The sequence below is a fragment of the Curtobacterium sp. Csp1 genome, assembly GCF_013347185.1.
Genome location: NZ_CP054594.1, coordinates 908,429 through 928,033 on the forward strand (window position 1 = coordinate 908,429; position 19,605 = coordinate 928,033).

Below are 19,605 nucleotides of genomic sequence, written 5' to 3' on the forward strand. Positions count from 1 at the left end.
GACCGTCCCTGGGCCCGCACCGTGCAGACCGACCCGAACGGCCTGCACCGTGGATTGTCGGCTTCCGAACGTCGGCTGCAAGCGGTCGGGGATGCCCCAGTGCAGGGGCAGAACGCCCGCTGTCCGCACTTCGGGTGACCGGCCGCCGGACGCATACGATGGACGGGTGCTCCTCGCCATCGACACGTCCGCCGGTACCTCCGTCGCCGTCGTCGACCCCGCCACCGGGCGCGCGGTCGCCGAGCGCAGCACCGACGACTCCCGTCGGCACGCCGAGGTGGTCGGCCCGTTCCTGGCCGAGGTCCTCGCCGAGGCCGGCATCACCGGCGCCGACGTGACCGGCGTCGTCGCCGGCATGGGCCCCGGCCCCTTCACCGGCCTCCGCGTCGGCATCGCCGCCGCCCGCACCTTCGCCGCGGCACGCGGCGTCCCCGTCCTGCCCTTCGTCAGCCACGACGCGGTGGCCGCCGACCAGGCGGCCGACGGTCCGTTCGTCGTCCTCACGGACGCGCGCCGCCGCGAGGTCTACTGGAGCGCGTACGACCAGACCGGCACGCGGGTCGCGGGTCCTGGTCTCGCGAAGCCCGCGGACCTTGACGATGCGATCCGTGCCGCCCGTCCGGACGCGGTGGGCTGGGACCGCGTGACGGTCGCGACCATCCCGGCCTGGAGGCTCGGGGCACTCGCCGCGGACCGGCTCGCGTCCGGCGCGTCCTTCGCGGACGACACCGCGCTCTACCTGCGCGACCCCGACGTGACGATGCCGGGAGCGCCCAAGCGGGTGGTCCGGTGAGCGAGCTGCCCGACGGGCTGCGGTTGCGCCGGGCGGTCCCGCAGGACCTCGACGACGTGATGTGGCTCGAGCACGCCTCGTTCCCGACCGATGCCTGGTCGGCGGCGCAGATGGCCGGCGAGCTGTGGTCCCCGCACGGGTACTACGTCGTGCTCGAGACCACCGACAGCGGGGCGCCCACCGTCATCGGGGCTCCGTCCGTCGTCGGCTACGCGGGACTGTCGTCGTTGGCGGGGAACCCCGTCGCGGACGTGCAGACCATCGCGGTCGCGGCCGAGTACCGGGGGAGGGGCCTCGGGAAGGTGCTCTTCACCGAACTGCTCGACGAGGCCCGGCGTCGCGGCGTGCACGAGGTCTTCCTCGAGGTCCGCGCCGACAACCCCGTGGCGCAGTCCATGTACACGGCCGCCGGCTTCGAGCAGATCGCGGTGCGCCCCCGCTACTACCAGCCGGACGGCGTCGACGCGTGGGTGATGCGGGCGACGCTCCCGCAGCGCGCGGCGACGACTCCCTCGACCGGCATCGGACCCATCGGACAGGAGACCCTCGGTGAGCGCGACTGAACCCCTGGTGCTCGGCATCGAGACGAGCTGCGCCACGGATGACGACACAGCACCGGGGTCGGGTCCCCTGGTGCTCGGCATCGAGACGAGCTGCGCCACGGATGACGACACTGCACCGGGGTCGGGTCCCCTGGTGCTCGGCATCGAGACGAGCTGCGCCACGGATGACGACACTGCACCGGGGTCGGGTCCCCTGGTGCTCGGCATCGAGACGAGCTGCGCCACGGATGACGACACTGCACCGGGGTCGGGTCCCCTGGTGCTCGGCATCGAGACGAGCTGCGCCACGGATGACGACACTGCACCGGGGTCGGGTCCCCTGGTGCTCGGCATCGAGACGAGCTGCGACGAGACCGGCGTGGGCATCGTCCGCGGGACCACCCTGCTCGCGAACGTCATCGCGTCGAGCATGGAGGAGCACGCCCGGTACGGCGGGGTCGTCCCGGAGGTCGCGGCCCGTGCGCACCTCGAGGCGATGACCCCGACCCTGCATGAAGCGCTCCGGCGCGCGGACGTCACGCTCGACGAGCTCGACGCCGTCGCGGTCACCGCCGGCCCGGGCCTCGCGGGTGCCCTCATGGTGGGCGTCGGGGCGGCGAAGGCCCTCGCGGTCGCCACCGGCAAGCCGCTGTACGGCGTGAACCACCTCGTCGGGCACGTCGGAGCGGACGTGCTCCGGGCCGACGACTCCGCGATCGAGCTGCCGACCGTCGCGCTCCTGGTCTCCGGCGGGCACACGTCGCTGCTGCTCGTCCGCGACCTGGTCGGCGACGTCGAGCTGCTCGGCGAGACGATCGACGACGCCGCGGGCGAGGCGTTCGACAAGGTCGCACGGCTCCTCGGGCTGCCGTACCCCGGCGGCCCGCAGATCGACCGCGCCGCGGCCGACGGCGACCCGACGGCCATCCGGTTCCCCCGGGGCCTGACGCTGCCGAAGGACATGGCGGCACACCGATACGACTTCTCGTTCTCCGGACTGAAGACCGCCGTCGCACGCTGGGTCGAGAAGTGCCGCGACGAGGGCCGCGAGGTGCCGGTCGCCGACGTCGCCGCGAGCTTCCGGGAGGCCGTGGTCGACGTGCTCCTGACGAAGGCGCTCGCCGCGTGCCGGGACACCGGAGTCGACCGACTGCTGCTCGGCGGTGGCGTCGTCGCGAACGCGCGGCTGCGGGCCGTCGCCGAGGAGCGGTGCGCGGCCGCCGGGGTCGCGCTGCGCATCCCGCCGTTCGATCTGTGCACCGACAACGGCGCGATGATCGCGGCGGTCGGCGCGCGGCTCGTCGCCGAGGGGCACGCGCCGAGCGACCTCGGGTTCGCCGCGGACTCGACGCTGCCGGTGACGACCGTCCAGGTCTGACGCCCGTCCCGGTCCGACGGAGGGCCGGGCAGCCCGGGGCGCTGAACCCGCCGCGGGTCCTTGTGGGAGGATTCAGGTCGGGCGTCGACCGACCAGGCGCCGAGAGGGGTGGACCGGTGTCCGATCAGAACCAGTGGCCGAAGCCGGACGAGTCGTCGAACGCGTCGAACTCGACCGGGTCCTCGGACCCGACGTCGAGCGCGTCCGGGTCCCAGCCGCCGCAGTCCGCGCCCCGGTCGGCTCCGCAGTACCCGTACTCGGCACCCGGCCAGCAGCAGGACCCGTACGGCCAGCCGCAGCAGCAGTCGAACCCGTACGCGGCACCGCACCAGCAGCAGTCGAACCCGTACGCGCAGCCGCAGCAGCAGTCGAACCCCTACCAGCAGCCGTCCGGCGGCCAGTACAGCCAGCAGCAGGGCGGCCAGTACGGTCAGCAGCCCAGCAACCCGTACGCCCAGCCGCAGCAGCAGTCGAACCCGTACGCGGCGTCCTACGCCTCCACCGGGTACCAGCCGTACGCGCAGCGCCCGAAGACGAACACCCTCGCGGTGCTCTCGATCGTGTTCGGCCTCGGGGCGATCCCGCTCTTCTTCATGGCGATCCTGCTCGGCCCCGCCGGTGCGATCCTCGGCCACATCGCCCTCGGCAAGATCAAGCAGAACGGTGAGGGCGGCCGTGCCCTCGCCCTGACCGGCATCATCGCCGGTTGGGTGATGACCGGCTTCTGGATCCTGTGGATCATCGCGCTCGTGGTCTTCGCCGGCTTCAGCAGCTCGTACTCCGACCCCTACGGCTACGACTCCGGCGCCTTCGTCGGCTGACGAACCCGGACGACCACGACGACGGGCCCCGCGCAACCGCGCGGGGCCCGTCCTCGTCCGTGGCGTGCTCAGCCAGCCACGTCGACGAGCCGCTCGCACAGGATCGCCGTGTGCCGTCCCTCCAGGCGGGTGAGCACGAGCGTGACCGCGCGCCGGCCCCGCAGCCGCAGCCGCTTCCGGAACTGCGCCGGGTCGACGTCCACGCCGCGCTTCTTGATCTCGACGGTGCCCACGTCCTCCGCCGCCAGGCGTGCCGCGAGCTGCTTCACGTCGAGCGGCATCGTGTCGAGCACCCGGAAGCCCTGCGCGAACGGCGTCGCCACCGGACGGTCCGAGGTCACGTAGGCGATGCCGTCGGACAGCATCCGCCCGTCGAGCGACCGGACGAGGTCCCCGATCAGCCGCGCGCGGATCACCGCGCCGTCCGGCTCGTACAGGTAGTCGCCGACGGGGCCGACCTCGACGTCCTCGGTGTCCCCGGGCGCGGTCAGCTCCGCGGTGCCGTGTGCGCCGATGACCGTCGCGGCACGTCGGATGCCCGGGCGGGCGAGGGGACCGGACCAGAGCACGAGCTCGACGACCTCGCGGTCGACGGAGACCCACTGCGCCTCGAGCGTGTCCGGGATGAGGTCGCGGTCGATCCCCGGCCCGAGCTTGACGCCCGTCGGGGTGGTCGTCGCGGCCGCGAAGACCGTGTCGAGCGACGGCGACCAGTCGTCCGGGTCCGCCAGCCGTCGGGTGTTCGCGTGCCCGGCGGTCCGACGAGCCGGGTCCATCCACACGCCGTCCACCCGACCGAGGTCGAACCCGGCCGCGTCGCCGAGCTCCACCCGGGCGTTCGGCCACGGCGCGAGGTTGTGCGTCGCGACGGCAGCCGTGACCTCGTCACGGTCGACGGCGGTGACGTCGAGGTCGAGCGCGGCCATCGCCAGCGCGTCGCCGCCGATCCCGCAGCCGAGGTCGGCGACCCGCGTGAGTCCGGCGCCGACGAAGCGTCCGGCGTGCAACGCGGCGACCTGCAGCCGGGTCGCCTGCTCGAGTCCGGCCTCGGTGAAGAGCATGCGCCCGGCGAAGTCGCCGAACTTGCCGCGGGCCCGCTGTCGCAGTCGCGCCTGGGTGAGCACGGCGGCGACGAGCCCCGGGTCGTGGCCCTCGGCGCGGAGCCGGGAGACGACGCGGACGATCTCGCCGCCGTCGGAGATGCCGGGGGTACGGTCGAGCAGGGCCATCCCCTCGGGGGTCAGCAGCTGTGCGAGATCGGCGGCGTCCACGCCTCGATCCTCCCAGGTCGCCGAGAGGGCCGGAGCCGCCTGGCACTCGGATTGACCGAGTGCCAGACTGTCCCTAGACTCGCGTTGGCACTCTCCTGTGCGTAGTGCCAACCGGTTCCCATCTGTACCGAGTCAGTACCGAGAAAGAAGAGGTCACCGTGGCCGTCACCATCAAGCCGCTCGAGGATCGCATCGTCATCCGCCAGGTCGAGGCGGAGCAGACCACTGCTTCCGGCCTGGTCATCCCGGACACCGCGAAGGAGAAGCCCCAGGAGGGCGAGGTCGTCGCCGTGGGCCCCGGTCGCATCGACGACAACGGCAACCGCGTGCCGCTCGACGTCGCCGTCGGCGACAAGGTCATCTACTCGAAGTACGGCGGCACCGAGGTCAAGTACTCGGGCGAGGACCTGCTGGTCCTCTCGGCTCGCGACGTCCTCGCGGTCATCGAGCGCTGACACCCAGCTCCTGACGAACGCCCCGCTCGGCTCCGGCCGGCGGGGCGTTCGTGCGTGCGGCACGCGTCCGGCGGGCGTGCGGATCGCGTCCGGCTCGCGTCCGTGCGCCTTCCGGCCGGGAGGCACGGTGCCGGTCCGCCGCGTCGCTCCGGCTTCCTAGGATGGTTCCGTGAGTGAACCGACCCCGACGCGCCCCGCCCGTTCCGAGGCATCCGTCGGTGTCGTCCAGGCGATCGTCGCGTATGGGCTGTGGGGACTCATGCCGTTGCTCTTCGCGGCGATGGCCCCCGCCGGCGCGTTCGAGATCGTCGCGTGGCGGATCGTCTTCGGGCTGGTCTTCTGTGCCGTCGCGATCGCCGTCACCCGCTCGTGGCTCCGCACCCGCTCCCTGCTGGCCCAGCGCCGGGTGATGCTCGTGATGGGCATCGCGGCCGTCCTCATCCTGGTGAACTGGACCGTGTACGTCGCCGCGACGACGACGGGCCACACGGTCGAAGCCGCCCTCGGGTACTTCATCAACCCGCTCGTGACGATCGCCCTCGGGATCGTGGTGCTCCGCGAACGGCTCCGTGCGGCGCAGTGGGCCGCGGTCGGCATCAGCATCGTGGCGGTCGTCGTCATCGCCGTCGGCTACGGCCAGGTCCCGTGGATCTCGCTGACGCTGGCGTTCTCGTTCGGGTTGTACGGGCTGGTGAAGAAGCGCGTCGGCGGGACGATCGACGCGTTGAGCGGGCTGACGATCGAGACGCTCTGGCTCCTGCCGATCGCCGTGGGCGTGCTCGTCGTGCTCGGGGTCACCGGCCTCGACGGTGGGGTGACCTTCACGAGCGAGGGCTGGCCGCACGTCCTCGTCACGGTGCTGACCGGGCCCGCGACGGCCGTGCCACTGCTGCTCTTCGCGTCCTCGGCGCGGCGGGTGAGCCTGTCCACGCTCGGGTTGACGCAGTACCTCGCACCGGTGATGCAGCTGCTCGTCGGGGTCGTCGTGCAGCACGAGGCGATGCCGCCGGCGCGCTGGATCGGCTTCGGGATCGTGTGGGTGGCGCTCGTCGTGCTCACGGTCGACAGCTTCGCGGCGGCCCGGGCAGCGCGGCGCCGGACGCTCGCACCCACGGCGGCCGAGCCGGTCTGACGGGCCCGACCCGTGCCTCCAGGCCGGCCGCCTGCGCGCCTGCCGGAGCTGGTGCCGCCCGCCCGCGGCGCCGAGTCTCGCCCATGCGGACACATCCGCGGCGTCGATGCCGCGAAACCGTCCGAGGAAACGAGTCTCGCGCCGACAGGGCGAGCGCGCGACCGTCGGCGGCACGCACGTCGGCCCCGGATCTCGATGAGATCCGGGGCCGACGTGTGGTGCGGGGTGGTTCGTGCCTACTTCGAGACCGAGCCCTGGATGGCGCTCTGGTACACGGGCTTGTTGTCACCGTCGAACTTGTAGATGCCGATGTAGGCGCTCGACGGGTCGTTCTTCGAGTCGAACGGACCGATGCCGGACGGACCGGTGTAGTGGATGTCCTTGCCCTCGTCGAGCAGCTTCTTGCAGTCGGCGAAGGTGGTGCACTCGGTCCCGCCGTCGGCGCCGGACACCGCGGCCATGTTCTTCTGGATGGTGCCGGAGTCGGTGCCCTTGCCCTTCACCGCGGCGAGTGCGGCGAGCGTCGTGGTGTCGTAGGACTCGGCCGCGTACGAGTAGTCCGAGAGCGGCTTGCCGGCGGTCTTCTGGTAGTAGTCCGACAGGCGCTGCTTCAGCTCGTCCTTCGGGCTCGCGCCGGGGATGGTGCCCTGAGCGCCCTCGAGGGTGCCCTTGTCGAAGTCCTTCGAGTAGTCCGCGGTGTTGCCGTCGGACATGTAGATCTTCGCCATGTCCGCGTTCTGCGACTTGAGCTCGGGGATGATCGACTTCGTCTCGTCGAAGGCGAGCACGACGATGGCGTCCGGCTTCGTGGCGAGCGCCGCGGTGACCTCGGACGAGAACGTCGTCTGTCCGGGCGGGAACTCCTGACCCTTGCCCTTGCCGCCGTACACGACCTGACCACCAGAGGCCTCGATCGCCTTCTGAACGGTGTCGCGGAGACCCGTGCCGTACGTGTCGTTGAAGACCAGGAACGCGACCTTGGCGTTGCCGTCACCCGTGACGAGCTGGCCGAGCGCCGAGCCCTGCACCGAGTCCGGCGGAGCGGTCCGGTAGTAGTACGACGAGTAGCCGGAGAGCGAGGTCGCCGTGTTCGCGGGCGAGATCTCGACGATGCAGTTGCTCGTCAGCTGGTCGATGACGTTGAGCGTGACGCTCGAGGACTCGGCGCCGATCGCGACCGGGACCTTGGCGTTCACGAGCTTCGTCGCCGCCGAGCTCGACACGGTCATGTCGTTGCTGTCGCCGGAGTCCGTCGCCGGGTCGATGCTGACGTCCTTGTCGAGCACGCCGCCCGCGGCGTTGATGTCCTCGACGGCCAGGCCCACACCGGACTCGGCCGGGGGGTTCAGGTACGACAGGGTGCCGGTGAGGGGCAGGATCGTGCCGATCTTGAGCGCGTCGGTGCCCGGGGTGTCGGGCGCCTTGCAGCTCGCGGCCGGGTCCTTCTTCGCGCCGCTCGCCGAGGCGGAGGAGTCGGTCCCGGCGCTGCCGGTGGTGGAACACGCGGCGAGGAGGAGCGCTGCCGCTCCCGCCACTGCCAGTGCCGTGGTGGCACGGGTGGTTCTGGTCATCCGTGGAGCCCTTTCTCTGCGCGTGAGGCGTCCGACATCGGGTCGAGTGCCGCACCTCCGCGTGGGTTGCCGAGAAAACTAGGGCCGATGTGTTTCGCGTGTGTGTCCGTCGACCTCCCCTGGACGTTTCGTTACAGACCCGTGACTCATCTGTACGGCTGCACCGGAACCCCTGATGAGGAGTCCGTCCGGACGGTCGCGAGCCTGTGGAGCGGTCCTTCCGAGACGCCGCCTTCCCGTCGAGACGCCTCCTTCCCGCCGAGACGCCGCCTTGGGCGCAGGCGTCTCGAGCATCTGGGGGCGTCTCGAGCACCGCGGGGCGTCTCCCGGGCGTCTCCCGGGCGTCACCTGGGCCGCGCCGCCCACCCGCGTCCGAGCGGCACGCCCGCTGCCAGGAGCACGTGGGCGAGGAGGACGGGGTCGCCTGCCTCGCGCATGCCCCACCGCGCGAAGCCGGACACCTGGGGGAGTCGTCGCAGCGCGTCCTCCCGTCGCTTCTCGGCCCACAGCACGTCCCGGTCGTCGTACTTGACGCGACCGTCGAACTCGCCGACGACCCCGACGTCCGGCCACCAGAAGTCGACCCGGAAACGTCCGGCGTCCGTCGCGAACTCCTGCTGCAGGATCGGTGGTGGGACACGGAGGTCCCGCATGGTGACACGGCTGCTCGACTCACCGGGCGACTCCGACGCGGCGTCGGCCAGGTCCAGTGCAGACCTCGCCACGCGGTTGCCGCGCCGACCCGCGCGCTGGTCGAACGCTCGCTGCAGTGCCGGACGGTCCATGTGCCCGGTGTGCAGGACGTGGTCGAGGACGACGACACCGTGCCGGAGCGGAACGGTGTGCGCGATGTCGGTCACGGTCCGCAGCAGGGACGTCACGGGCGTCCCCGAGAGCTCGGCGATCTCGTCCGAGGCGATCTGACCCGCGTGTCGGACGACGCCGCGCCCGACGTGGGTCTTGGCGATGCCCGGGTCGACGACGTGCAGCCGCGAGTCCCACCGACCGAGTTCTGGAAGCCCCCAGAGTGCCCCGGCGGACCGATGGGATGCGACCACGCGGCGTTGCAGGGCAGCGATGCGGGACCGCACGACCAACTGCCGTCGCCCGAGCGCGTCCAGGGCCTCCCACTCCCGGCGCTCGACAGCTGCGCCGTGGAACAGCCGGACCGGGTCTGCCAGGTCAGCGGGACGGCGCACGACCACCGGTCGGCCGGGCCGGAAGGTGGGGATCGATGTCATGGCGACCACACTGACGCGACCACACGTCGGTCGGTGGCGAACGGGACGGACCTGTGGAGCGCCTCCCGTCCAGGTGGGGTGGTGGAGGACGACGCAACACGGCCTGGTGACGATGAGACGCCCCCGAACAGACGAGACGCCCCCGGATTCGGGGGCGTCTCGCGCGTTCGGGGGCGTCTCGTGCAGAAGCGGTCGAGCCGGGCCGGGCCGGGCCGGGGTCAGCCGCGGTAGTTCGGGGCCTCGACGACCATCTTGATGTCGTGGGGGTGCGACTCCTTGAGCCCCGCGGCCGTGATGCGGACGAACTTGCCGCGGGCCTTGAGCTCGGGCACGGTGCGGCCGCCGACGTAGAACATCGACTGACGCAGGCCGCCGACGAGCTGGTAGACGGCGTTCGCCACGGAGCCGCGGTAGGGGACCTGGCCCTCGATGCCCTCGGGGATGAGCTTCTCGTCCGAGGGGACGTCGGCCTGGAAGTAGCGGTCCTTCGAGTACGAGGTCTTCTCGCCGCGCGTCTGCAGGGCGCCGAGGGAGCCCATCCCGCGGTAGGCCTTGTACTGCTTGCCGCCGACGAACACCAGGTCGCCGGGGGACTCGTCGGTGCCGGCGAGGAGCGAGCCGAGCATCACGGTGTCCGCACCCGCGACCAGGGCCTTGGCGATGTCGCCCGAGTACTGCAGGCCGCCGTCGGCGATGACCGGCACGCCGGCCTCCCGCGCGGCGAGCGACGCCTCGTACACGGCGGTGACCTGCGGCACGCCGACACCCGCGACGACGCGCGTGGTGCAGATCGAACCGGGGCCGACGCCGACCTTGACCGCGTCGACACCCGCGTCGATGAGCGCCTGCGCACCCTGCCGCGTCGCGACGTTGCCGCCGATCACGTCGATGCCGGCGAACGAGGCGTCCGCCTTCAGGCGACGGACCATGTCGAGGACGCCCTCGCTCTCGCCGTTCGCGGTGTCGACCACGAGCACGTCGACGCCCGCGTCGCGCAGGGCCTCGGCGCGCTGCCAGGCGTCACCGAAGAAGCCGATGGCCGCGCCCACCCGCAGGCGGCCCTCGTCGTCCTTCGTGGCGTCCGGGTACTTCTCGCTCTTGTCGAAGTCCTTGACGGTGATGAGGCCGCGGAGCTTGCCGTCGGCGTCCACCAGCGGGAGCTTCTCGATCTTGTGCTGCGCGAAGATCGCCACGGCGTCCTCGGGGTCGATGCCCTCGAGCGCGGTGACGAGCGGCGCCTTGGTCATGACGTCGCGGACGAGCGTGGAGGCCATCTCGAACGGGGCGACGAAGCGCATGTCCCGGTTCGTGATGATGCCGACGAGCGTGCCGTCCGACTCGACGACCGGGAGGCCGGAGACACGGAACTGGCCGCAGATCGCGTCGACGTCGGCGACGGTCGCGTCCGGGGTCGTGGTGACCGGGTTCGTGATCATGCCGGACTCGGAGCGCTTGACCTTGTCGACGTACGCCGCCTGGTCCTCGATCGACATGTTGCGGTGCAGGATGCCGATGCCGCCCTGACGAGCCATCGCGATCGCCATCCGGGCCTCGGTCACGGTGTCCATCGCTGCGGACAGCAGCGGGACGTTGACCGAGATGCGCTTGGTGAGCCGGGACGTCGTGGACGCCTCGCTCGGGATGACGTCGGTGTGCCCCGGCAGGAGCATGACGTCGTCGTACGTGAGTCCGATGAATCCGAACGGATCCGGCTGGTCCATGGGTCCCCTTCGTGGGCGAGGTGAAGTGGTGGGCACCGGGGCGCGTCGTCGGGTTCCCGATGGGCCATGGTAACGCGCGCGGTACACGTGCCATTCCGACGGCCCACGGCGGGCAGGCCGCACGGCGCCGGCGAGCAGGCCGCACGGTGCCGGTGAGCGGGGCCGCGCCCGGCCGTGTCCGTGACGCGCGAAACGGTTCCTGAGAATCCTGTACCGGCCGGACGGGCGGATTGGTGCGGATCGACAGGGCATCGGTCACGAAAGCAGCACGATTTGTGCAGGAGACGTGACGGAAACACGGGGGACACAAAAAATCCCTAGGGTCCTCGACTATCCGAACGAGAGGCTCATCCGTGGGTTCCATCACTCCCCCGGGGTCAGCGCTCATGCGCCGGCTCCGCCGCGGGGCTCCAGGTCGCAGTCGCCTGGTCCTCGCCGCCGTGCTCTTCCTCGCCTTCCTCGCCACCTTCGCCGTCGACTGGGCAGTGTCGCCCGCGGCGGAGGCGGCGACGAGCACCACCAGCAGCACTAGCAGCGTCACCGCCAGCAGCGTCACCGCCGGCAGCGTCACCGCCAGCAGCAGCAGCCCGGCCAGCGCCCCAGCGAGCGCCCCGGCCAGCACCGGGCCCTGCGCCGTGAGCCCCACCAACGGCTGCATCCGGGGCACCATCCTCGACTCCGAGCGGAAGCCCGCGAAGGGCATCGACGTCGACGTGACCGGCCCCGGCGGCTTCGCGCAGACCGCGTCCACCGACGACACCGGCCGCTGGTCCGTGAGCGTGACGACGGCCGGCCAGTACACGGTGAGCGTCGACCAGGGATCGCTGCCGAAGGGCCAGTACCTGACGAACGCCGCGGACGCCGACCGCAAGGTCAACGCCACGCTGAACGCCAACGTCGGGCAGATCTTCCAGCTCTCCGACCAGCAGGGCGCGACGACCGACACCGACTCGTCGAGCCTGACGTTCGCCCGGGCCTGGCAGCAGCTCGCCTCCGGCATCCGGCTCGGCCTGCTCATCGCCCTCGCGTCCGTCGGCCTCTCGCTGATCTACGGCACGACCGGCCTGTCGAGCTTCTCGCACGGCGAGCAGGTGACCCTCGGCGGTCTGCTCGCCTACGTCTTCGCGAACCAGCTCGGGTGGAACATCTGGGTGACCGGGATCGTGGTCACGCTGCTCTGCGCGGCCACCGGCTACCTGCAGGACGCCGCGATCTGGAAGCCACTGCGCCGCAAGCGGATCAGCCTGACGCAGCTCATGATCGTGACGATCGGTCTGTCGATCGCCGCCCAGTACGCGTTCCAGTACTTCTTCGGTGCCTCGACGGTCCGCATCCAGCAGGGCAACCCGGAGACGGTCACGTTCGCCGGACTCACCCTGACGGTGCAGTCCTACGTCGCGATGGCGATCGCGCTCGTCGTGCTCGTCGGCACCGGACTCTTCCTCGCGAAGACCCGCTTCGGCCGGGCCACCCGCGCGGTCTCGGACAACCCGGCGCTCGCCGCGGCGTCCGGCATCGACGTCGACCGGGTGATCCGGTTCGTGTGGACGCTCGCCGCCGGTCTGGCGGGCCTGTCCGGCGTGATGCTCGGCCTCGTGCTGAACGGCGTGAACTGGCAGACCGGTCTCCAGCTGCTCCTGCTCATGTTCGCGTCGGTCACGCTCGGCGGCCTCGGCACCGCGTACGGCGCCCTCGTCGGCTCGATGATCATCGGCGTCGTCGTCGAGCTCACCAACCTCGTGCTCCCCGGCGACTTCAAGTACGCCACGGCGCTCGTCATCCTCATCCTCATCCTGCTGTTCCGGCCGCAGGGCATCTTCGGTCGCGCCGAGCGCATCGGCTAAGGGAGCTGCGACATGGACTACATCCTGAACCTGCTCAGCTCGCTGACGCAGGAGGCCCTCGCCCCCACCACGGCGGCGTTCGCCCTGGCCGCGATCGGCCTGAACGTGCACTTCGGCCTCACCGGCCTGATCAACATGGGCCAGGCGGCGTTCCTGCTGCTCGGCGCCTACGGCTTCGCGATCTCGATCACGAACGGCCTGCCCTTCGTCGTCGCCGTGCTGGTGGCGCTCGCCGTCGCGATCGTCTTCGCGGTGATCCTCGGCATCCCGACCCTGCGGTTGCGCGGCGACTACCTGGCGATCGTGACGATCTCCGGCGCCGAGATCATCCGCATGGTCGGCCGCTCGAGCCTGCTGACCACCACGACCGGCGGCTCGAACGGCATCGCCGGCTCGGCGTACCGCGACCCGTTCAACGCGCTCAGCCCGCTGCCCGACGGCACCACGAGCATCCTGTGGTTCACGTACTCGAACAACGGCGTCAACGGCTGGTGGATCCGCATCGCGGCCTGGGGCCTCGTCGCCCTGTTCACCCTGGTGCTGTTCCTGCTCATGCGCAGCCCGTGGGGCCGTGTCGTGAAGGCCATCCGCGAGGACGAGGACGCCGTCCGCTCCCTCGGCAAGAACGTCTACTCGTACAAGATGCAGGCGCTCGTGTTCGGTGGCGCGCTCGGTGCACTCGCCGGGGTCATCTACGTCCTGCCGAGTTCGGTGCAGCCGGACGCGATGGGTCGGTCGATGACCTTCTTCATCTGGACGGCGCTCATCCTCGGCGGTGCGGCGACGGTCTTCGGTCCGGTCCTCGGGGCCGTGCTCTTCTTCGTGGTCCGCCTGTTCATCCGGACCCTCGCGGGGGACTTCATCCCCGACTCGATCATGAACGCCCAGCAGGCCGAACAGTTCTCCTACGTGCTCGTCGGCGTCGCGCTCATGCTCCTCATCGTGTTCCGTCCACAGGGACTCCTCGGCAACAAGAAGGAGCTGACGTTCAGTGTCTGAGCCGTACGCCCACAGCAAGACCGACCCGATCCTCACGGTCGACACGGTCACCCGCCACTTCGGCGGCATGACCGCGGTCGACGTCGACCACCTCGAGGTGCAGCGCGGCACCATCACGGCGCTGATCGGCCCGAACGGTGCCGGGAAGACGACCTTCTTCAACCTGCTCACCGGGTTCGACAAGCCGAGCCCCGGCGCCCGCACGACGTTCGACGGCGCGACCCTGCAGAAGACCAGCGCGACCCACATCGCGAACAAGGGCATGGTCCGCACGTTCCAGCTGACGAAGGCGCTGAGCCGCCTCACCGTCATGCAGAACATGCTGCTCGGCGCCCGCGACCAGCCCGGCGAGAACTTCTTCGCCGCCCTCGTCAAGCCGCTCTGGTCTAAGCGCGAGCAGGAGATCACCGCCAAGGCCGAGGACCTGCTCGCCCGGTTCAAGCTGCTCGAGAAGAAGGACGACTACGCGGGGTCCCTCTCCGGCGGCCAGCGGAAGCTGCTCGAGATGGCCCGGGCGCTGATGTCCGACCCGACGATGATCATGCTCGACGAGCCGATGGCCGGCGTGAACCCGGCGCTGACCCAGTCGCTGCTCGGGCACATCAAGTCCCTGCGCGACGACGGCATGACCGTGCTGTTCGTCGAGCACGACATGCACATGGTCCGGCACATCTCGGACTGGGTCGTGGTGATGGCCGAGGGCAAGGTCGTCGCCGAGGGGCCGGCCGACACCGTGATGGACGACCGCGCGGTCATCGACGCGTACCTCGGTGCGCACCACGACACGGACCTGGGCGACGACGCGCTCCTCACCGAGGAGACCTACGAGGAACTCGCCGAAGAGGTCAAGGAAGAAGACGAGCAGGAGGCGACCCGATGACCGACGCAACGAACGCAGCCGACGCGAGCCGCGCCTCCGGTCCGTCTCCGGTGGCCACCCTGGACCGCGAGCCGGTCCTCAGCGCCAAGAACCTCGTCGCCGGCTACCTGCCCGGCGTGAACATCCTCAACGGCTGCGACCTGGACTGCTACCCGGGCGAGCTCATCGGCATCATCGGCCCGAACGGCGCCGGGAAGTCGACGCTCCTCAAGGCGCTGTTCGGTCTCGTGTCCATCCGCGAAGGATCGGTCACGCTGCAGGGCGAGGACATCACGAACCTCCGGGCGAACAAGCTCGTGCAGGCCGGCGTCGGCTTCGTCCCCCAGACGAACAACGTCTTCCCCTCGCTCTCCATCGAGGAGAACCTGCAGATGGGCCTGTACCTGCGCCCGAAGAAGTTCGCGGAGCGGCTCGAGGTCATCTACGACCTGTTCCCCGTCCTCGGCCAGCGTCGCACGCAGCGGGCGGGGTCCCTGTCCGGTGGTGAGCGGCAGTCCGTCGCGATGGCGCGTGCCCTGATGATGGACCCGAAGGTGCTGCTGCTCGACGAGCCCTCCGCGGGACTGTCGCCGGTGCGCCAGGACGAGACCTTCATCCGCACCCGCAGGATCAACAAGGCCGGGGTGTCGATCATCATGGTCGAGCAGAACGCGCGACGCTGTCTGCAGATCTGCGATCGTGGGTACGTGCTCGACCAGGGGCGGAACGCGTACTCGGGCACCGGGCGGGAGCTCGCCGACGACCCGAAGGTCATCGAGCTCTACCTGGGGACGCTCGCCAAGGACGTCGACGAGGCGCGCTAGCGTCACGTCGACACACGGGTACCGCTGTGGGGGTGGTACCCGTCCCGGACGGGGTCGCGCTGGCTGCTGTCGCGCCGCGCGGCCCCGTTCCACGAACCGGTCCGGTCACACGCGCCGTCCCGCCGGGCGCGTGGTGCGGAACCGGCCTGGAGGCACGACCCGCCCCCGCCACTCGGCTAGCGTGACGCGGGTGCGCACCTCCGGCCCCCTCGTGCTCGACGCCCTCGTTTGGGTGGTCTTCGCCGCGCTCTTCGTCGGCGCCGCCCTGCTCGTGAAGGTCGCCGCGGTGCTCCTCGTCGTGCTCGTCGTGCTCGCGCTCCTGCTCGGGCTCGTCCTGCGGGTGCTGCGGAACCGGCGGGCCCGACGCACCCGCCCGCGGGACGGGACCGCCCGCTAGGCTTGCCCGGTGACTGAAGTCGAGATCGGTGCAGGCAAGCGCGGCCATCGGGCGTACGCGTTCGACGACATCGCGGTGGTCCCCTCGCGGCGCACCCGCGACCCGCACGACGTGAGCGTGCAGTGGTCGATCGACGCGTTCACGTTCGCGTCGCCGATCCTGTCCGCGCCGATGGACTCCGTGTCCTCGCCGGCGACGGTCATCCAGATGGGCAAGCTCGGGATCCTCGGCGTGCTCGACCTCGAGGGCCTCTGGACCCGCTACGAGGACCCGACGCCGTTCTACGAGGAGATCAAGACCCTCACCGACGGCAACGTCACCCGTCGCATGCAGGAGATCTACTCGGAGCCGGTCAAGGCCGAGCTGATCACCGCGCGCCTGGCCGAGATCCGCGCCGCCGGGGTCCCGGTCGCCGGGTCGCTCAGCCCGCAGCGCACGCAGGAGTTCTCGCAGACCGTCGTCGACGCCGGGGTCGATCTGTTCGTCATCCGCGGCACCACGGTCTCCGCCGAGCACGTCTCCCAGAACCAGGAGCCGCTCAACCTCAAGAAGTTCATCTACGAGCTCGACGTCCCGGTGATCGTCGGCGGTGCCTCGACGTACACGTCGGCGCTGCACCTGATGCGCACCGGCGCCGCGGGCGTCCTCGTCGGCTTCGGCGGCGGTGCGGCGTCGACCACCCGTGCGGCGCTCGGCATCCACGCGCCGATGGCCACCGCGGTCGCGGACGTCGCCGGCGCCCGTCGCGACTACATGGACGAGTCCGGCGGCCGGTACGTGCACGTCATCGCGGACGGCGGCCTCGACACGGCCGGCGACATCGTCAAGGCCATCGCGGTCGGCGCCGACGCGGTCATGCTCGGCACCGCCCTGGCCCGCGCGACCGAGGCCCCCGGCGGCGGCTTCCACTGGGGTGCCGAGGCGCACCACCCGGAGCTGCCCCGCGGCCGCCGGGTCGAGGTCGGCCAGATAGCCCCGCTCGAGAACGTCCTGAACGGCCCGACCCCGTCGTGGGACGGCCGCGCCAACCTGGTCGGCGCCCTGCGTCGGTCGATGGCCACCACCGGATACTCCGACGTCAAGGAGTTCCAGCGAGTAGAAGTGGTCGTGGCGCCGTACCACCGACAGTGACGGCGGTTCCCGTGCCCCTGCACGGGTGACGTCCCGGCGCCGACCGTGCCGGGCCTGGTCCGGCGCAGCACGCGCGCGGAGGCCGGCTCCGGGCGTGGACCCGCACGGAGGCGACGATGGCGAAGGCACCCACCAGCACGAGCACCGGCACCAGCACGGGCCCCGGACCGGACGGGACGAACGCCGCTCCCGGGCGGGGCGTGCCGTCGAGCGGCGGCGTCGGGTTCGACCCGACCGCGAAGCTCGGGCCGGACGAACGCGCGGCGACGATCGAGGCGCTGAAGACCAAGGAGCTCGACGTCCTGGTCGTCGGCGGCGGCATCGTCGGTGGCGGCAGCGCGCTCGACGCGGTGACCCGCGGGCTGAGCGTCGGGATCGTCGAGGCCCGCGACTGGGGATCCGGCACGTCGAGCCGCTCGTCGAAGCTCGTGCACGGCGGTATCCGCTACCTCGAGCAGCTCAACTTCGCGCTCGTCCGCGAGGCCCTGATCGAGCGCGGCCTGCTCCTGCAGCGCATCGCCCCGCACCTGGTGAAGCCGGTCCGCTTCCTCTACCCGCTCAACCACCGCGTGTGGGAACGCTTCTACATCGGCATCGGCATGGCGATGTACGACGTCTTCAGCTGGTCAGGTGGTCGTCCCCCGGGGGTCCCGCACCACCGGCACCTCAGCCGCAAGCAGGTCCTCCGGAACATGCCCGGCCTGAAGAAGGACGCCTTCATCGGCGGCATGACCTACTACGACGCGCAGGTCGACGACGCCCGCTACGTCGCGTCGCTCGTCCGGACCGCCGCCTCGTACGGGGCGCTCGCGGCCAGCCGGGTCCGGATCGAGGGGTTCATCAAGGTCGGGGAGCGGGTCGTCGGGGCGCACGCGCACGACATCCAGACCGGCGAGAAGTTCGACATCCGGGCGAAGCAGGTCGTCAACGCCACGGGCGTCTGGACCGACGACACCCAGGCGATGATCGGCACGCGCGGGCAGTTCAAGGTGCGGGCGTCGAAGGGCGTGCACCTGGTGATCCCGCGGGACCGCTTCCAGTCGAACACCGGCATGATCCTGCGCACCGAGAAGAGCGTGCTGTTCGTCATCCCGTGGGGCCGGCACTGGCTCGTGGGCACGACGGACACCGACTGGAACCTCGACAAGGCGCACCCCGCGGCCACCGCGGCGGACATCGACTACATCCTCGAGCACGTCAACAAGGTGCTCGCGGTCCCGCTCACCCGCGAGGACGTCGAGGGCGTCTACGCCGGGCTCCGGCCGCTCCTGGCGGGGGAGTCCGACCAGACCTCGCAGCTCAGCCGCGAGCACGTCGTCGCGCACACCGTCCCCGGGCTCGTCGTCGTGGCCGGCGGCAAGTGGACGACCTACCGCGTGATGGGCAAGGACGCCATCGACGAGGCCGTCGCCGCGATGGACGGCAAGATCCCGGCGTCGACGACCGAGGACATCCCGCTCGTCGGTGCCGAGGGCTACCCGGCGGCCTGGAACCGACGCGGCCGCACCGCCCGGTCGTACGGGCTGCACAAGGTCCGCATCGAGCACCTGCTCAACCGGTACGGCACGCTCGCGACCGAGGTCCTGGCGCTCGTGAAGCAGGACCCGTCCCTCGGCGAGCCGCTGCCCCAGGCCGATGACTACATCGGCGCCGAGGTGGTCTACGCGGCCTCGCACGAGGGCGCCCTGCACCTGGAGGACGTCCTCGCCCGCCGCACCCGCATCTCGATCGAGGCGTGGGACCGCGGCGAGTCGGCGGCGCCGGTCGCGGCGAAGCTCATGGCCGACGTGCTCGGCTGGGACCAGGAGACGACCGAGAACGAGGTCGCGAACTACCTGAAGCGCGTGGCCGCGGAGCGCCAGTCGCAGCTGCAGCCCGACGACGAGTCCGCGGACCGCGTGCGGCTCGAGGCGCCGGACATCGCGTTCGGCTTCGACGAGGACGACGTGGTCGTGGGCGGTGGCCGGTCGAGCGGCGCCGAGGGCGCGAAGGCGTCGGACGAGCAGGTCGTCGGCGAGAAGACGAGCGAACCGAAGTAAGCACAAGGCGGACGGGAGGCGCGTGGCGGGCCCGCCACGCGCCTCCCGTCCGTCGTCAGCCTGCGGTCCGCGACCGGCGCACGGTCCGCACCGCCGTCGCGACGAGCACCACCGGGATGCCCGCGAGCGCGACCACGCTCACGGTGAAGAGCACCTTCCCGGACCACGCGTGCACCGCGCCGGAGACCCCGAACGCGTCGGCGACGTCCATCCCCAGGAAGAACCCGCTCTGGAACACGGCCGCTGCACCGAACGCGAGCAGCGCGAGGTGGCAGACCGCGACGATCGGGAGCGGCATCCGCTGCCGGAGCCCCACGACCGCGACGCCGACCGCCATGGCGACCCCGGTGCCGGCGCTCACGAGCACGCCGACGACGTCCTGGGTCGTGCTGAGCCCGATCGCGTCGACGCCCGCGTAGATCGAGCGGAGCGACCGACCCGGCACGGCGGCGAGCGGATCGAGCACCAGGGCGTGCACCGCGAGCAGCGCCGCGTAGGCGACCACGAGCACCATCCCGCCGACGGCCGTCACCCGCGTCCACGCCGTCCGAGTCCACCCCATCCCCGCACCCTACGGCCGGAATGCC

Annotated in this window: 18 protein-coding genes; 13 read left to right on the forward strand and 5 right to left on the reverse strand. The window is 71.2% G+C overall.

Annotation, left to right across the window (positions count from 1 at the left end):
• Window positions 1-166: 166 nt before the first annotated feature.
• The 4 genes from tsaB (at window position 167) to HUN58_RS04560 (ending at window position 3,534) form a co-directional block, all read left to right on the forward strand.
• Window positions 167-793 (forward strand): tRNA (adenosine(37)-N6)-threonylcarbamoyltransferase complex dimerization subunit type 1 TsaB, encoded by a 627-nt coding sequence (gene tsaB / locus HUN58_RS04545; RefSeq protein ID WP_180225996.1) that lies wholly within the window; start codon window positions 167-169, stop codon window positions 791-793.
• Complete coding sequence (gene rimI, locus HUN58_RS04550; RefSeq protein WP_306669576.1) at window positions 790-1,356, forward strand: ribosomal protein S18-alanine N-acetyltransferase; 567 nt, start codon at window positions 790-792, stop codon at window positions 1,354-1,356. Before tsaB ends, rimI begins: the two co-directional genes overlap by 4 nt.
• 322 nt (window positions 1,357-1,678) lie before the next feature.
• Entirely contained in the window at window positions 1,679-2,713 is a 1,035-nt protein-coding gene (tsaD, locus tag HUN58_RS04555; protein WP_180226099.1) for a tRNA (adenosine(37)-N6)-threonylcarbamoyltransferase complex transferase subunit TsaD, read from the forward strand.
• Between the two features lie 116 nt (window positions 2,714-2,829).
• Complete coding sequence (locus tag HUN58_RS04560; protein ID WP_208745421.1) at window positions 2,830-3,534, forward strand: DUF4190 domain-containing protein; 705 nt, start codon at window positions 2,830-2,832, stop codon at window positions 3,532-3,534.
• A gap of 68 nt (window positions 3,535-3,602) precedes the next feature.
• Here the strand turns inward: HUN58_RS04560 and HUN58_RS04565 are convergent, their stop codons facing one another.
• Entirely contained in the window at window positions 3,603-4,805 is a 1,203-nt protein-coding gene (locus HUN58_RS04565) for a class I SAM-dependent methyltransferase (protein WP_180225997.1), read from the reverse strand.
• 158 nt (window positions 4,806-4,963) lie between these two features.
• Between HUN58_RS04565 and groES the strand changes: the two genes are divergently transcribed.
• The gene (gene groES, locus HUN58_RS04570; protein WP_058743061.1) at window positions 4,964-5,260 is read left to right on the forward strand and encodes a co-chaperone GroES; all 297 of its coding nucleotides are present in this window, start codon (window positions 4,964-4,966) and stop codon (window positions 5,258-5,260) included.
• A gap of 169 nt (window positions 5,261-5,429) precedes the next feature.
• Window positions 5,430-6,392: an EamA family transporter RarD gene (rarD, locus tag HUN58_RS04575; protein WP_180225998.1), complete on the forward strand. Its 963-nt coding sequence runs from the start codon at window positions 5,430-5,432 to the stop codon at window positions 6,390-6,392.
• Window positions 6,393-6,628: 236 nt separating this feature from the next.
• Here the strand turns inward: rarD and HUN58_RS04580 are convergent, their stop codons facing one another.
• The 3 genes from HUN58_RS04580 to guaB form a co-directional block, all read right to left on the reverse strand.
• Window positions 6,629-7,963, reverse strand: a complete 1,335-nt coding sequence (locus HUN58_RS04580) for an ABC transporter substrate-binding protein (RefSeq protein WP_180225999.1) — start codon at window positions 7,961-7,963, stop codon at window positions 6,629-6,631.
• A 344-nt stretch (window positions 7,964-8,307) separates the two neighbouring features.
• On the reverse strand, window positions 8,308-9,204 hold the full coding sequence (locus HUN58_RS04585; protein WP_141863115.1) for a hypothetical protein: 897 nt from the start codon (window positions 9,202-9,204) through the stop codon (window positions 8,308-8,310).
• A 218-nt stretch (window positions 9,205-9,422) separates the two neighbouring features.
• On the reverse strand, window positions 9,423-10,925 hold the full coding sequence (guaB, locus tag HUN58_RS04590) for an IMP dehydrogenase (RefSeq protein WP_114849377.1): 1,503 nt from the start codon (window positions 10,923-10,925) through the stop codon (window positions 9,423-9,425).
• 353 nt (window positions 10,926-11,278) lie between these two features.
• Between guaB and HUN58_RS04595 the strand changes: the two genes are divergently transcribed.
• The 7 genes from HUN58_RS04595 to HUN58_RS04625 all read left to right on the forward strand — a co-directional run bounded on the left by HUN58_RS04595 (window position 11,279) and on the right by HUN58_RS04625 (window position 19,018).
• Window positions 11,279-12,769, forward strand: a complete 1,491-nt coding sequence (locus HUN58_RS04595; RefSeq protein WP_254631623.1) for a branched-chain amino acid ABC transporter permease — start codon at window positions 11,279-11,281, stop codon at window positions 12,767-12,769.
• Between the two features lie 12 nt (window positions 12,770-12,781).
• Window positions 12,782-13,768 (forward strand): branched-chain amino acid ABC transporter permease, encoded by a 987-nt coding sequence (locus HUN58_RS04600; protein ID WP_114849378.1) that lies wholly within the window; start codon window positions 12,782-12,784, stop codon window positions 13,766-13,768.
• Complete coding sequence (locus HUN58_RS04605) at window positions 13,761-14,648, forward strand: ABC transporter ATP-binding protein (protein WP_180226000.1); 888 nt, start codon at window positions 13,761-13,763, stop codon at window positions 14,646-14,648. The genes HUN58_RS04600 and HUN58_RS04605 overlap by 8 nt, the downstream gene beginning before the upstream one ends.
• Window positions 14,645-15,451 (forward strand): ABC transporter ATP-binding protein, encoded by an 807-nt coding sequence (locus tag HUN58_RS04610; protein ID WP_229666858.1) that lies wholly within the window; start codon window positions 14,645-14,647, stop codon window positions 15,449-15,451. Before HUN58_RS04605 ends, HUN58_RS04610 begins: the two co-directional genes overlap by 4 nt.
• Before the next feature lie 190 nt (window positions 15,452-15,641).
• Window positions 15,642-15,848, forward strand: a complete 207-nt coding sequence (locus HUN58_RS04615; protein ID WP_114849380.1) for a hypothetical protein — start codon at window positions 15,642-15,644, stop codon at window positions 15,846-15,848.
• 9 nt (window positions 15,849-15,857) lie between these two features.
• On the forward strand, window positions 15,858-16,979 hold the full coding sequence (locus HUN58_RS04620) for a GuaB3 family IMP dehydrogenase-related protein (protein WP_114849381.1): 1,122 nt from the start codon (window positions 15,858-15,860) through the stop codon (window positions 16,977-16,979).
• Window positions 16,980-17,095: 116 nt separating this feature from the next.
• Window positions 17,096-19,018 carry a glycerol-3-phosphate dehydrogenase/oxidase gene (locus HUN58_RS04625; protein ID WP_180226001.1) on the forward strand — a complete coding sequence of 641 codons (1,923 nt, stop codon included), beginning with the start codon at window positions 17,096-17,098 and terminating at the stop codon, window positions 19,016-19,018.
• A gap of 55 nt (window positions 19,019-19,073) precedes the next feature.
• On the opposite strand, the gene HUN58_RS04630 is transcribed toward HUN58_RS04625, so the two are convergent.
• Complete coding sequence (locus tag HUN58_RS04630; RefSeq protein ID WP_180226002.1) at window positions 19,074-19,580, reverse strand: hypothetical protein; 507 nt, start codon at window positions 19,578-19,580, stop codon at window positions 19,074-19,076.
• Window positions 19,581-19,605 lie beyond the last annotated feature (25 nt).

Excerpts from the sequence above, each read along its gene's own strand:
- HUN58_RS04580 (WP_180225999.1), bottom strand. The coding sequence starts at position 7,963 with ATGACCAGAACCACCCGTGCCACCACGGCACTGGCAGTGGCGGGAGCG.
- HUN58_RS04585 (WP_141863115.1), bottom strand. The coding sequence starts at position 9,204 with ATGACATCGATCCCCACCTTCCGGCCCGGCCGACCGGTGGTCGTGCGC.
- guaB (WP_114849377.1), bottom strand. The coding sequence starts at position 10,925 with ATGGACCAGCCGGATCCGTTCGGATTCATCGGACTCACGTACGACGAC.
- HUN58_RS04600 (WP_114849378.1), top strand. The coding sequence starts at position 12,782 with ATGGACTACATCCTGAACCTGCTCAGCTCGCTGACGCAGGAGGCCCTC.
- HUN58_RS04610 (WP_229666858.1), top strand. The coding sequence starts at position 14,645 with ATGACCGACGCAACGAACGCAGCCGACGCGAGCCGCGCCTCCGGTCCG.
- HUN58_RS04625 (WP_180226001.1), top strand. The coding sequence starts at position 17,096 with ATGGCGAAGGCACCCACCAGCACGAGCACCGGCACCAGCACGGGCCCC.
- HUN58_RS04630 (WP_180226002.1), bottom strand. The coding sequence starts at position 19,580 with ATGGGGTGGACTCGGACGGCGTGGACGCGGGTGACGGCCGTCGGCGGG.